Origin of the sequence: Paludibacillus litoralis (assembly GCF_037646705.1) — a bacterium.
GTDB lineage: Bacteria > Pseudomonadota > Alphaproteobacteria > Rhodobacterales > Rhodobacteraceae > Pikeienuella > Pikeienuella litoralis.
Genome location: NZ_JBBHER010000008.1, coordinates 55,982 through 68,978, shown reverse-complemented (window position 1 = coordinate 68,978; position 12,997 = coordinate 55,982). Strand labels below are relative to the sequence as shown.

The window sequence follows — 12,997 nt, the reverse complement described above, 5'->3', positions numbered from 1 at the left end:
CCGATAGAGGTGTCTTGCCGATGCGGACGGCGTCCTCTACCTCTGGTCGTCTGGCGAAAGTAAGAGACCGGCGACAAGACAGGGGATGAGATGCACGGGCAGGCGATTTTGCGACATGCGCGCGCCGGCGTCTCTCAGGCCGAGGCCGGGACCCTGGTCGCCGGGCTGGACCTCGGAACCAACAACTGCCGGTTGCTCATCGCGCGCCCCGACGGCCCGACCCTTCGCGTCATCGACAGTTTTTCGCGCGTCGTGCGGCTCGGCGACGGGATGGAGAAATCCGGCGCGCTGGCTCCGGCGGCGATGGACCGCGCGGTCACGGCGCTGAAGATCTGCGCGGCCAAGCTCTCGCGCGCGGAGCCGGCGCAATTTCGCGCGGTCGCCACCGCCGCATGCCGGCAGGCGCTGAACGGCGCCGGGTTTGTCGCGCGGGTGCGCGAGGAGACGGGGATTCTTCTGGAGATCATCAACCCGGAGGAGGAATCGCGCCTCGCGGTGGCGGGATGCGGGCCGCTCGTCGACCCGACGGCGGAGCGGGTGCTGGTGTTCGACATCGGCGGCGGCTCGACGGAGCTGGTGCTTCTCGATCTCGCGGCCGTCCGCCCCGCCGAGCGCGCGGCGCGGGTGAGGGGGATCGGCGTGGCCGGAGCGTGCGGCGCAGGGGTGCGGATTCTCGATTGGGCGTCGATCCCGGTCGGCGTCGCGACGCTGGAGGACAAATTCGCCGAGATCGCCGATTCCGGCCGGCGGTTCGGGCTGATGACCTGGTATTTCGAGGAGTTGATCGACGGGTTCGCCGAATCGATGGCCAAGGAGACCGCGAACGGGGCGCTGCAGCTTATCGGGGCGTCCGGCTCGGTCACGACGATCGGCGCCGCGCATCTCGGTCTTCGCCGCTATGACCGGTCGCGGGTCGACGGGCTTTGGCTGCCGTTCCGCGCCGCGCGGCGCATCGCCAAGGAGTTGGCGAGCCTGCCGGACGGCGCGCGGGCGCAGCATCCGAGCATCGGCGTCGACCGCGCCAGGCTGATCGTCGCCAGTTGCGCGATCCTGTCCGCCATTCTCAACGTATGGCCGACGCAAAGGCTCCGGGTCGCGGATCGCGGCCTCCGCGAGGGCCTGATCTACACCCAGCACGCGAAGGCGCAGGCGTGAGCCGGCCGACTGGATCCGGATCCGGGCGCGGCGCGCGCGAGCTTCGCCAGAAGGTGAAGACCGCGCGCGGGCGCAAGCTTTCCTCCCAGCTCTGGCTGGAGCGGCAGCTGAACGACCCCTATGTCGCGCGCGCGCGGGCCGAGGGATATCGCGGCCGCGCGGCCTACAAGATCATGGAGATCGACGACAAGCATCGTTTCCTGGTGCCCGGGGCTCGGGTGGTCGATCTCGGCTGCGCGCCGGGCGGCTGGCTCCAGGTTTCGGTTCCGCGGATCAACGCGCTGGGCGAAAAGCAGGGCAAGCGGGTCGGCCGGATCGTCGGCGTCGATCTTCAGGACGTGGACCCGATCCCGGGCGCGACGCTGCTCAAGATGGACTTTCTCGACGAAGGCGCCGACGAGGTGGTGAAAGCGGCTCTCTCCGGCGCCGTCGATGTGGTGATGTCCGACATGGCGGCGTCCTCCTCCGGCCACAAGCAGACCGATCACCTTCGGATCATGGCGCTTTGCGAGGCGGCCGCGGCGTTCGCCTTCGATGTGTTGGAGCCGGGCGGCGTGTTCGTCGCCAAGGTTCTGTCCGGAGGGGCGGAGGGTGAATTGCTGACGGAACTGAAACGCCGGTTCACGAAGGTCTCGCATATGAAGCCGCCATCCTCGCGGAAGGACAGCTCCGAAAAATTCGTCGTCGCGACCGGGTTTCGCGGCGGGGCGGAAACGGACTGACGCCGGGTCGCTCCGCCTCGGCGGCGCGCCGGTCTGAGGTGGAGGGACGGGAGAGAGCCCGGGCGCTCTCGCGGATCAGTCTTTCACGACTTTCAGATGATCGCGCCGGCGCGCATCGGCGCCCATCCTGGCCGCGCCGGCGCCGCTCGGTTGCGCAGCCGACCGATCATGGCGGAAAGACGCCGCGGGTTCGGCGAAGCCGGGCAGGGGTTGCGCGCGCTCGCGCCGGGGGCGCGCCGCGGCGCTGATGACGCCGGTCTCCCGAAGGCGGCAGCGGCGCGCGGCGTGCACAGCCTCTTCCGGCGCCCCGTCTCCGGGCGCGACATGGACGGCGCCGAGCAACCGGTCGGCGCGCCCGAAATCGCTCAGGAGCGGCAACAGGATGAACTCCAGCGCAAGCGTCGGGCTGTCGCCGAGCGCATCGCCCCTGGCGACGCCGACGTCGCCGGCCGCGAGTGTTTGCTCCGCCAGCCCCACGAATCGGCGGCGACTTTCGCCCTCCATCGTGGCTTCGGCGCCCATCCCTCTCATTTCCATGCCAAAAATATCATAAAGAGCCGCGCCGGCGCTGCGAAACCGAAATGCGCCCGAACCCAGCGATTCAAGAATGAAAACATGGTCGGAAAGCTCGGGGCCGAGGCCCGAGGCGGTCACCTCCGCCTTGTAGGGCGCCGCGCGGCCGGCGCGGAGCGTGTTCCAGTACGTGTGAAGCGCACGGGAGCCGGCGTGTTTCATTTCAATGGCGGTCGACCTGGACATCAGCCCCAATCCAAAACGGAATCGTCATTCCCGATTAGTTTATACCGTATTTTCAAAACATTCCCCATGGTTATTCAATCTTTTGTCGCCCCGCGCCGCGGTTCCGGTTCAATCCGATGAAAAACCCGTCGGCGGGCCGGATCCGCGGTCGGCGGGCTTGGCGCGCTTGTCGTCCCGGCTTAATCTCCCGCTTCGAACAAAAAGGAGCCGAGATGCAGTCGATGACCGGGTTCGCCGTGTCCGAGAGCCATGTCGCGGGGCGGCGCTGGCGCTGGGAGGCGAAGAGCGTGAATGGCCGGGGGCTGGACCTGCGGTTTCGCCTCGCGGAGGGGACCGAAGCGTTGGAGCCTCAACTCCGCGCGGCGGCCGCGAAAAGGTTCAGCCGCGGCAATATCGGCTTCACGCTCCGCGCGGATGGAGGCGACGAGACGGGCGCGCCGGCGTTGAACGAGGCGGCGCTGGCGGCGGTGATCGACGCGGCGCGCGCGGGCGAGGCGCAGGCCTCCGCCTCGGGGCTCGATCTCGCGCCGACGACCATCGGCCAGATCCTGGCGCTTCGCGGCGTCATGGCGCCCGGCGGCGCCGGGCTCGACGATGCGGCGCTGTCCGCTCTGGGCGAGGGGTTCGCGGAGCTGTTGCGTGATCTTGAGACATCCCGGGCGGCCGAGGGCGCGCGGGCGGGGGAGCTTTTCACCGGCTTCATCGACCGGATCGAGGATCTGACCAAGGAGGCCGAAGCGGCCTACGCCGCCAGCCGGACCACCGCTCCCGCGCGGTTGGCCGAGAAGGTCGCCGCGCTGATGGGGGCGGGAGCGGACATCGCGCCGGAGCGCCTTCAGCAGGAGCTTGCGCTCTTGGCGGTCAAGGCCGATGTGCGCGAGGAGTTGGATCGGCTCTCCGGTCATGTCGCGGCGGCGCGCGCTCTGATCGGGCAAACCGGCCCGATCGGCCGGAAGCTCGATTTTCTGACCCAGGAATTCAACCGCGAAGCGAATACGCTGTGCTCGAAAGCGACCAGCGCCGAGCTGACGTCCATCGGGTTGGAGTTGAAAGTGGTGATCGATCAGATGCGCGAACAGGCGCAGAATGTCGAATGAGCGGGGCCGCGCAGATGAAGCGCCGCGGGCTGCTTTTCATTCTCTCGTCGCCGTCCGGGGCCGGAAAATCGACCGTGTCGCGGGGGCTGCTGGCCACTGAGCCGGAACTCGACTTCTCCGTCTCCGCCACGACGCGGCCGGCGCGGCCCGGCGAAGAAGATGGGCGCGATTACCTCTTCCTGAGCCACGCTGATTTCACCGCGATGGTCGAGGCGGGCGAGATGCTGGAGCACGCCGTGGTCTTCGGAAACCGTTACGGCACGCCGCGCGCGCCGGTGGAGGCGGCGATTTCAGCCGGGCGGGACGTGATCTTCGACGTGGACTGGCAGGGCGCGCAGCAGATCGCGAATTCGCCGCTTCGCAGCTCGGCCGTCTCGGTGTTTATCCTTCCGCCGTCGATCGCGGCGCTGGAGGCGCGTCTGCGCGCCCGCGCGCAGGATAGCGACGAGGTGATCGCGGGGCGGATGGAGAGGTCGATGAGCGAAATAAGCCATTGGGACGCTTACGACTATATCGTCATCAACGAGGATATCGAAACCTGCCGGAGAGAGGTGGCGTCGATCCTGAAGGCGGAGAGATTGCGCCGTGAGCGCCGCACCGATCTGAGCGGGTTCGTCCGGCGCCTGAACGAAGAATTTGAGGAGAGACGAAGATGAGCGGACTTTACGAGTTGGACGGACTGGCCCCGACGACGCCCGATGATGGCGATTTCTGGGTCGCGCCCGGCGCGCGGGTGATGGGCAATGTGACGTTGAAATCCGGCGTCGGCATCTGGTTCAACGCGGTCCTGCGAGGGGATGGCGAGTTGATCGAGATCGGCGAGGGCTCCAACGTCCAGGACGGCTCCGTCATGCATACGGATGAAGGCTTTCCGTTGACCGTCGGCGCCGGCTGCACCATTGGCCACATGGCGATCCTGCATGGGTGCTCCATCGGAGACGGCAGCCTGGTCGGCATGGGCGCGACCGTGCTGAACGGCGCGCGGATCGGGCGCAACTGCCTTGTCGGGGCGAACGCGCTGGTGACGGAGGGAAAGGAGTTTCCGGACGGGTCGCTCATCGTCGGCGCGCCGGCCAAGGCGGTGCGCACGCTCGATGACGCGGCGATACAGGGGCTTGGGGAATCGGCGCGCCATTATCAGGCGAACATGCGCCGATTCCGCGCAGGGCTGAAGCCGGTCTAGCTGAGCCCGACCGCGGCTGCGCCGTCCGCCTCGCTCCAGTAAGGCCTGGCGCCCGCCGCCTTCGCCGCGAGCCAGAGGAGAACGAAATGCACCTCGCCGGGCGCGATGTCCGCCAGGGCGGGGCGCGCCGCGAGAAGCGCGCGCGCGCGATCCTGGATTTTCGCCGCTCCGGCCTCCAGCGCCCATTCCAGCCGGAGGGGCGCCGTCTCCACCGCCGACAGCGTCAATTGGCCGCCGCGGGGCAGGGCGCCGGCGCCGGCCAGCGCAAGGAGAAGGATCGGCTGCGCCGCGCGAAACGGCACCGCGTCGCCGATATCGCCCCAGTCGAGCCGCACGCGGCGGCGGGCGAAATACGCGTCGGCGGCGCCGGCGAGCGTTCGGGTCTCGATCGCTTCGTCCGGCGCGCGGGAGCCGAATGCGATACGCAGAAATTGCAGGGAGTTGGAGGCCGCGTCGGCGCAGTCTGCGATCAGGCGCATCTCCTCTTCGCCGCCGCCGGGCCCGCGCAGCAACTCCATGCCGTTGCCGATCGCCCCGACAGGGTTTATGAGGTCGTGGCAGATCCGTGATGAAACCAGCCCGGAAAGCATGAGATCGTCCATCAGTCCGGCCTCACGACAAGGGAGTTGCGCCGATGGACGCGCTTTATCAACCTGGCGCCATCGTTCGAAGCCGGGCGCGGCCCGATTGGGGCCTCGGGCGGGTGCAGTCGAATATCGGCGATCGGATCACAGTCAATTTTGAGCATGCGGGCAAGTTGGTCCTTACTGGCGGCGCCGCCGATCTGGAGCTGGTCGCCCCCGATTGGGAATGACGCCTGATTTGCGTCGTCATGTGTAGCCGATCTCGGGGCGCTGTTGGTTAACGCCGCGAGGCTTCCGCCGGCCGAAGGCTGTGTTGCGTCGCCTTCCATGCTCACTTAATGTCCGCGCCGACGGTCGGGGCGGCTTTCCCGATCCATGGCAGGAGCGCTTCATTGCGGATTGACGCAGGTCGGTTCACCGTAAGGCTGGCGGAGAGCGACGAAGACGTCGCCGCCGCGCAGCGCCTGCGATACCGCGTGTTCGTGGAGGAGATGGGCGCGACCCCGTCTCCGGAGGACCGCGAGCTCAGGCGCGAGCGCGATTCCTTCGACCCGTATTTCGATCATCTCCTTCTCATCGACAACGAGGCGACGCCGGAGGACCCGCTGGACGGCGTCGCCGGCGTCTACCGGTTGCTGCGGGGCGACGTGGCGAAGCAAGGCTGCGGATTCTACGGCGAGTCGGAATACGACCTGACCAAGATCCGCAACTACCCCCGCAACACGGTCGAACTTGGGCGCTCCTGTGTCGATGTCGCCTATCGCGGCGGCGCGGCGATGCATCTGTTATGGACTGGGCTCGGGCGCTACGTCGCCGATCATGATATCGAGATCATGTTCGGCGTCGCCAGCTTTCACGGCTCCGATCCGACGAAGCTCGCGCAGCCGCTGGCCTATCTCCATCACAACCATCTTGCGCCCGAGGATCTTCGCGTCCGCACGCGCGAGGAGTTCTTCGTGCCGATGGATCTGATCCCCGCGGAGGAGGTGTCGCGGGCCGAGGCGATGAAACAGATTCCGCCCTTGATAAAAGCCTATATCCGGCTTGGCGGCTTCGTCGGCGAGGGGGCCTATGTGGATCATGCGTTCAATACGGTCGACGTTTGCCTCCTGATGGACACCACGCGCATGGTCGATCGCTATCGCGAATTCTACCAGCGCGCATCGCGCGGCGCGACGGATCGCGTCCTTGGCTGACGCGATGACGCCGATGACCTGGAAAGACGCGGAGCCGCCGACGCTGCCGCCGCTCAGCGTCGGACAGCGGATTCGGGCCTGGGTCAGGATCTCCGTCGCGCTCGGCGTCACGGGCGTATTGTTGCTGGTGTTCGTCGCGGGGCGTGGGGCGAAGGCCGCATTCGGCCCATGGGTGACGTACCACTACGCGGCCGCGCGACTCTGGTCGCGGGTGATGCTCAAGATCTTCGGGCTGAAGCCGATCGTGCGCGGCGCGCCGATCAAGAGCGGCGGAGTTCTGGTCGCCAATCACGCCTCATGGGTGGACATCGTCGCGCTGCGGTCGGTCAGGCGCGTCAATTTCGTCGCCAAGGCGGACGTTCGGAGATGGCCGGGCGTCGGCGCCGTCGCCGCGCTCTGCGAGACGGTGTTCATCGAGCGCAAGCGCACCGAGGCGATGCGCCAGCAGGCCGATCTTCTGGAGCGGATGAAAGCAGGCGAGCTGCTCTGCATCTTTCCCGAGGGGACCAGCACGGACGGGCTCCGGGTCCTGCCGTTCAAGAGCTCGCTGATGTCGGTCCTTTTCGTGGACGGCGTGCGTGAGCGCGCGCTGGTGCAGCCGGTGTCGCTGATCTATCGCCCGTCGCCGCGGCTCGGGCTGCCGGTGAATTTCTACGGCTGGTGGGGCTCGATGCCGTTCGGGGCGCATGTCTGGGCCGTCGCCGCGCGCTCACGCGGCGGCGTCGTCGAGATGGTGTTTCACGAGGCGATCCACGCCGCCGACTGGCCGGATCGGAAGACCCTGACCGCCCATTGCGAGAGCGCCGTCAGAAGCGCCTTTCCCTCACTGACCGAGCAGGGCTGAAAGCGCGCAGACGCCCGCAGCCGGGCCTTCCGCGTGATCCCAGACCGCGCTGTCGGCGGCGATGAAATCCGCCGTTCCGGCGAGGGCGGCGGCGAGTTCGAGCGTGACCCCGCCCTCCGCGACCACGGGCGTCGTGATCATCTCCGACCACCACTCGAAGAGCGCCGGCTCCGCGATCTGCCCGTCGCCAAGGTCGCTGGCCGCGACCGGCCCGAACGAGACATAATCCGCTCCGGCTTCGGCCAGCGTCATGCCCTGATGCCGGGAGGCCCCGGCGAACGCGCCGACGATGGCGTCGTCTCCGAGAGCCTTCCGCGCCTCCCGCACGTTGAGTCGCGGATTGGCCAGGTGAACCCCGTCGAGGCCGAGCGGCCGCACAAGCCGGAAATGGTCGGTGGCGACCAGCGCGACGTCATGGCGGTGGCAGATCTCGCGGAGCGGGTCGGCGACGCGGCGGATCAGCGCCTCATCGTCATCGGCGACGCGAAACCGGACGCAGGCGACGCGCGCCGCGGTGAGCGCGGCGTCGAGCATCGGCGCGAACTCCGCGCCATCGCTGAGCGGCGGTGTGACGAGATAGATGCGCGGCTCGTCCATAATTCGATCCTTCCCGCGCGCCGCGCGGTTCAGCCCGCCAGCTTTTCCATGAGTTCGTCGGAGGCGTCGAAATTGGCGGTGACGCTTTGCACGTCGTCGTCATCCTCGAGCGCGTCGATCAGCTTGAAGAGCGTGGCTCCGGTCTCCTCGTTGATTTCGGTGAGGGTCTGGGGCTTCCAGATCAGCTTCACCGATTCGGCCTCGCCGAGCGCGTTCTCCAGAGCCGCCGCGACATCGGCGAGATCGTTGGGATCGGTGATGATGACGTGGCCGTCCTCGGAGCTTTCCGCATCCTCGGCGCCGGCCTCGATCGCGGCGTCCATCACCTTCACCTCGTCGCCCGCGTCGACCCCGTAGAGGATCTGCCCCTTCCGGTCGAACATGAAGCTGACGGCGCCGGTCTCGGCGAGATTGCCGCCGTTCTTGGTGAAGGTCGAGCGGACATTGGACGCGGTCCGGTTCCGGTTGTCGGTCATCGCCTCGACAATCACCGCGACGCCGCCAGGCCCGTATCCCTCATAGCGGATTTCGTCGTAGTTCTCCGCGTCGCCCCCCTGAGACTTCTTGATGGCCCGGTCGATCACGTCCTTCGGCACGGAGACGCTTTTGGCCTCCTTGACCGCGAGTCGGAGCCGCGGGTTCTTGTCCGGGTCGGGGTCTCCCATCTTCGCGGCGACGGTGATCTCCTTCGCCAGTTTGGAGAAAAGCTTCGAGCGGGCGGCGTCCTGCCGCCCTTTGCGATGCTGGATATTCGCCCATTTGGAATGGCCGGCCATGAAAACCTCGGTCTTTTCGGATCTTGCGCGGCCTTATAGACTGCTCACAGGGGCCAGAAAAGGGGGATGAGCATGGCGGCGAGCAACCCGAGCCCGAGATTCATCGGCAGGCCGAGGCGGAGGAAGTCCGTGAAGCGGTATCCGCCGGGCGCGTAGACCATGGTGTTGGTCTGATATCCGATCGGCGTCGCGAAGCTGAGGCTGGCGGCGAGCATCACCGCGACAACGAAAGCCCGGGCGTCGACGCCGAGCGCGGCGGCGAGCGAAATCGCCACCGGCGTCATGACCACCGCCACCGCCGCGTTGGTCACGAGCTCGGTCATCGCGGACGCGACAAGATAAAGACACCAGAGCGCGAGCCAGGGCGGCATGTCCATCAGATAGGGCGCGAGCCCCTCGGCGATCATGTCGGCGGCCCCGGAGACCTGGAGCGCGCGGCCCACGGCGAGCATCGCGAAAATCAGCGCCAGAAGCGATCCGTCGATCACGGAAAAGGCTTCATCCGCGTCGATGCAGCGGGTGAGAAGCACGACCGCCACGCCGATCACCGCCGCCGCCGCGATGGAAAGCCCGCCAAAGGCGGACGCGCCGACCACCGCCGCCAGAACCAGCAGGACCACGGGCGCCCGCCTGCGCCTGAACGGGCGGCCGGAGGGCTCGTTCAGGTCGACGAGATCCATATCGTCCGCGAGGCGCCGGATGTCTTCCGGCGCGCCCTCGAGCAGAAGCGTGTCGCCGACCCGGACATCCACATCGTCGAGCTTCCGCCCGACGCGTTGCGCCCGCCGGTGCACGGCCAGCGGATAGACCCCGTAGCGCCGCCGCAGCCGCAGCCGGCCGAGCGTGCGCCCGACCATGGCGCAATCCGGCCCGATCAGGGCCTCCACCGTGACGCTCTCGGATGAAGCGATTTCGTCGACCATCGCCACTTTTCGGCTCCGCCGGAGCGTCAGCAGCTCATCGACGCCGGTGCGGATCACGATGATGTCGCCGGCTTCGAAGGCCACGGACGCGAAATTCCTGCGAAGCGACGCGTCCCCCCGCAGCACATCGACGATCCGCATTCCCTCGCGCTGGAAGAGGTCGCATTCCAGCGGCTTTTCACCGATCAGGGGCGAGCCTTCGCCAACCGCGATCTGGGTCATGAAGCGGGCTTCGCGCTTCCTGGTCAGAAAGCTCGCGATCGCCTGCCGGTCCGGCAGAAACCGCGGCGCGGCGAGCGCCATGAATCCGAATCCCGCCGCGGCGAGGATGAGGGCGAGAGGCGTCACCTCGAAGAGCGAGAATGGGGCGAGCCCCTTGCTCCGCGCGACCCCGTCGACGAGAAGATTGGTCGAGGCGCCGATCAGCGTGCACACCCCCCCGAGAATCGCGCAGTACGACAGGGGAATCAATAATCTGGACGGAGAGACCTCAAGGCGCGCGGCGACTTTCGAGACGACCGGGATCAGGATCAGGACCACAGGCGTGTTGTTCATGAAGGCGGAGGCGAAGATGATGAACACGCCGAGCGCCGCGATCGTCCTTCGCGGCCGGGTCTCGACGGAGCGGGTCAGCGCGGCCGTGGCCGCGCCAAGCGCCCCGGTGCGCACCAGCGCGCCGGAGATCACGAACATCGCGGCGATGGCGAGGGGCGCAGGATTGGCGATGGCCTGAAGGAGATCGTCGATCGTGAGGACGCCCGCCGCCAGCAATCCCCCGGCGCCGCCGATGGCGACGGTCTCCGGCGGATAGAGCTCCGAGATGAAAAGCGCGAACATCACCGCCACGACGCCGAGCGTGAGGAGAGCCGGCCATATCTCGGGCGATAAGAAATCCAAGCGCCGAAAGCTCCTTCTGGGGCGATCGGCTCAGGATATCACCGAACCGGCCGCGGATTAAGGCGCGCACTCACCCTGCGGCTTCGCAAGGAGACTGGCCCAGACGCCCGCCGACCCGAAGCGGTGAGGCCCGGAGCGCCCGGCCGTCCGGGCCGGTCTCCACGAAAACGCCCGAAACCGTCGCTTCGCCGTCGTTCGGGGCGAACCGGCCGCCGGTCATTCCGGTGGTGAAGCGCCTGAGCGGCTCCGAAGGTTCCATCCCGATCACGCTATTGTAATCGCCGCACATGCCGGCGTCGGTCTGATAGGCGCTGCCGCGAGGCAGGATCATCGTGTCCGCGGTCGGGACATGCGTATGGGTGCCGACGACGAGCGACGCCCGGCCGTCGAAATACTGGCCGATCGCCATCTTCTCGGAGGTCGCCTCGGCGTGGAATTCAAGGATCGTCGCGTCCGCGCCGGCGCCGAGCGGATGTTTCTTCAGCGCCGTCTCCAGCATCGGATAGGGATTGTCATAGGGGCGCGAGAGAAAGAGCCGGCCGAGCGCGACGGCGACCAGAACCCGCTTTCCGCGCGGCGCCTCGAACAACCGCGCCCCGAGGCCCGGCGCCGCCGGCGCGAAGTTCAACGGCCGCAGGATGCGCGGCTCCGTATCGATGTGGCCCAGCATCTCCTTCTGGTCGAAGGCGTGATCGCCGAGCGTGACGCAATCGGCGCCAGCCTCGAAAAGATCGTTGGCGATCGCGGCGGTCATGCCGAAGCCGCCGGCGCTGTTCTCGCCGTTGATGACGACGAAATCCAGCTTCAGCCGCTCGCGGAGGCCGGGCAGGGCGCCGACCACCGCATCACGGCCGCACCGACCGACGATATCGCCAAGAAACAAGAGGTTCAAAGGTTTATCTCCACTATCTCATGTTCTGGCGATATCGCGTGGGCGGCTGAAAGTCCGGATTTCGGCGCTTCGATCAAACCAGCGCGCCGCAGAACCGCTGAATCCGCCGACAGGCTTCCTCCAGCGCCTCGTCCGACGTCGCGTAGGAGATGCGAAAGCAGGGCGAAACCCCGAAAGCGCCGCCGAACACCACCGCGACTCCCTCCGCCTCCAGAAGCTCGGTCGCGAAATCCTCGTCGGTGGCGATGACCTTGCCGCTCGGCGCGGTCTTGCCGATGCAGCCCTTGATCGACGGGTAGACGTAGAACGCGCCTTCCGGGGTCGGGCACTCGATCCCCCGCGTCTGGTTGAGCATCGAGACGACGAGATCGCGCCGCCGCTGGAAATGCTCGAGCGACCAGGGAATGTAATCCTGCGGTCCGTTCAGCGCCTCCACCGCCGCGCATTGGCTGACGGAGCAGGGGTTGGACGTGGATTGCGACTGCACCTTGCCCATGGCCTTGATCAGATGCTCCGGCCCACCGGCGTAACCGATCCGCCAGCCGGTCATCGCGTAGGCCTTGGAGACGCCGTTGACCGTCAGCGTCCGGTCGTAAAGCCGCGGCTCGACCTCGACGACGGTGGCGAACTTGAACGGCGGGTAGGCGAGGTGCTCATACATGTCGTCGGTCATCACCCAGACATGCTCATGGCGCATCAGAACGTCGGTCAGCCCCTTCAACTCCTTGGCCGAATAGCCGGCGCCGGTCGGGTTCGACGGCGAATTGAAGATCAACCACTTGGTTTTCGGGGTGATCGCGGCCTCGAGCTGTTCGGGCGTGATCTTGAAATTGGTTTCGATCCCGGCCTCGACCGCCACCGGCTCCCCGCCGGCGAGCAGGACCATATCCGGATAGCTGACCCAGTAGGGCGCCGGGATCACGACCTCGTCGCCGGGATTCAGCGTCGCGACCAGCGCGTTATACAGCACTTGTTTCCCGCCGGTGGAGACCGTGATCTGGGACGGCGTGTAGTCGAGCCCGTTCTCGCGCTTGAACTTCGCCGAAATCGCCGCCTTCAGCTCCGGCGTGCCGTCGGGCGCGGTGTAGCGGGTATGGCCTTCGTCGATGGCGCGCTTCGCGGCTTCGCGGATATTTTCCGGCGTGTCGAAATCCGGCTCGCCGGAGCCGAGGCCGATCACGTCTCGGCCGGCCGCCTTCAGTTCGCGCGCCTTTGTTGAAACGGCGATGGTGGGGGATGGTTTCACACGGGCGAGGCTATCGGCGAGAAATGCCATTCTGAGCTCCCTTTTGAATGTCGATACCGGTCTTACGCCGCGCGCAGCCGTGCGACAAGATCGAGCCGTCGCCGCAATCGCGCGCGCCGGATGCGA

The 12,997-nt window shown here is 67.3% G+C and carries 15 protein-coding genes; 8 read left to right on the top strand and 7 right to left on the bottom strand.

Features of this window, described 5'->3' with window-relative positions; translation table 11 throughout:
• The first annotated feature begins 90 nt into the window (after positions 1-90).
• Both WG921_RS14725 and WG921_RS14720 read left to right on the top strand, forming a co-directional pair.
• Entirely contained in the window at positions 91-1,155 is a 1,065-nt protein-coding gene (locus tag WG921_RS14725; protein WP_340110011.1) for a Ppx/GppA phosphatase family protein, read from the top strand.
• The gene (locus WG921_RS14720; protein ID WP_340110010.1) at positions 1,152-1,877 is read left to right on the top strand and encodes an RlmE family RNA methyltransferase; all 726 of its coding nucleotides are present in this window, start codon (positions 1,152-1,154) and stop codon (positions 1,875-1,877) included. Before WG921_RS14725 ends, WG921_RS14720 begins: the two co-directional genes overlap by 4 nt.
• 75 nt (positions 1,878-1,952) lie before the next feature.
• Here the strand turns inward: WG921_RS14720 and WG921_RS14715 are convergent, their stop codons facing one another.
• Complete coding sequence (locus WG921_RS14715) at positions 1,953-2,636, bottom strand: PAS domain-containing protein (RefSeq protein WP_340110009.1); 684 nt, start codon at positions 2,634-2,636, stop codon at positions 1,953-1,955.
• A gap of 212 nt (positions 2,637-2,848) precedes the next feature.
• Between WG921_RS14715 and WG921_RS14710 the strand changes: the two genes are divergently transcribed.
• Genes WG921_RS14710 through WG921_RS14700 form a run of 3 tightly spaced genes read left to right on the top strand, consistent with a single transcriptional unit; the run spans position 2,849 to position 4,916 of the window.
• Positions 2,849-3,733, top strand: coding sequence for a YicC/YloC family endoribonuclease (locus WG921_RS14710; protein ID WP_340110008.1), 885 nt, complete (start codon positions 2,849-2,851; stop codon positions 3,731-3,733).
• Between the two features lie 14 nt (positions 3,734-3,747).
• Complete coding sequence (gene gmk, locus WG921_RS14705; RefSeq protein ID WP_340110136.1) at positions 3,748-4,389, top strand: guanylate kinase; 642 nt, start codon at positions 3,748-3,750, stop codon at positions 4,387-4,389.
• Entirely contained in the window at positions 4,386-4,916 is a 531-nt protein-coding gene (locus WG921_RS14700; RefSeq protein ID WP_340110007.1) for a gamma carbonic anhydrase family protein, read from the top strand. The genes gmk and WG921_RS14700 overlap by 4 nt, the downstream gene beginning before the upstream one ends.
• Here the strand turns inward: WG921_RS14700 and WG921_RS14695 are convergent.
• Positions 4,913-5,518 (bottom strand): histidine phosphotransferase family protein, encoded by a 606-nt coding sequence (locus tag WG921_RS14695; protein ID WP_340110006.1) that lies wholly within the window; start codon positions 5,516-5,518, stop codon positions 4,913-4,915. The genes WG921_RS14700 and WG921_RS14695 overlap by 4 nt on opposite strands.
• A gap of 32 nt (positions 5,519-5,550) precedes the next feature.
• Between WG921_RS14695 and WG921_RS14690 the strand changes: the two genes are divergently transcribed.
• From WG921_RS14690 to WG921_RS14680, 3 genes are all read left to right on the top strand, one after another.
• Positions 5,551-5,730, top strand: coding sequence for a DUF3553 domain-containing protein (locus tag WG921_RS14690; RefSeq protein ID WP_340110005.1), 180 nt, complete (start codon positions 5,551-5,553; stop codon positions 5,728-5,730).
• 162 nt (positions 5,731-5,892) lie between these two features.
• Entirely contained in the window at positions 5,893-6,696 is an 804-nt protein-coding gene (olsB, locus tag WG921_RS14685) for an L-ornithine N(alpha)-acyltransferase (protein WP_340110004.1), read from the top strand.
• Positions 6,689-7,540 (top strand): lysophospholipid acyltransferase family protein, encoded by an 852-nt coding sequence (locus tag WG921_RS14680; protein ID WP_340110003.1) that lies wholly within the window; start codon positions 6,689-6,691, stop codon positions 7,538-7,540. The genes olsB and WG921_RS14680 overlap by 8 nt, the downstream gene beginning before the upstream one ends.
• On the opposite strand, the gene WG921_RS14675 is transcribed toward WG921_RS14680, so the two are convergent.
• From WG921_RS14675 to WG921_RS14655, 5 genes are all read right to left on the bottom strand, one after another.
• Positions 7,520-8,137, bottom strand: a complete 618-nt coding sequence (locus WG921_RS14675) for a thiamine phosphate synthase (protein WP_340110002.1) — start codon at positions 8,135-8,137, stop codon at positions 7,520-7,522. The genes WG921_RS14680 and WG921_RS14675 overlap by 21 nt on opposite strands.
• Positions 8,138-8,166: 29 nt before the next feature.
• Complete coding sequence (locus WG921_RS14670; RefSeq protein ID WP_340110001.1) at positions 8,167-8,913, bottom strand: YebC/PmpR family DNA-binding transcriptional regulator; 747 nt, start codon at positions 8,911-8,913, stop codon at positions 8,167-8,169.
• A gap of 44 nt (positions 8,914-8,957) precedes the next feature.
• Positions 8,958-10,733: an SLC13 family permease gene (locus WG921_RS14665; protein ID WP_340109999.1), complete on the bottom strand. Its 1,776-nt coding sequence runs from the start codon at positions 10,731-10,733 to the stop codon at positions 8,958-8,960.
• 70 nt (positions 10,734-10,803) lie between these two features.
• Positions 10,804-11,625 (bottom strand): TIGR00282 family metallophosphoesterase, encoded by an 822-nt coding sequence (locus WG921_RS14660; RefSeq protein ID WP_340109998.1) that lies wholly within the window; start codon positions 11,623-11,625, stop codon positions 10,804-10,806.
• A 73-nt stretch (positions 11,626-11,698) separates the two neighbouring features.
• Positions 11,699-12,901, bottom strand: coding sequence for a pyridoxal phosphate-dependent aminotransferase (locus WG921_RS14655; protein ID WP_340109997.1), 1,203 nt, complete (start codon positions 12,899-12,901; stop codon positions 11,699-11,701).
• Between the last annotated feature and the right edge of the window lie 96 nt (positions 12,902-12,997).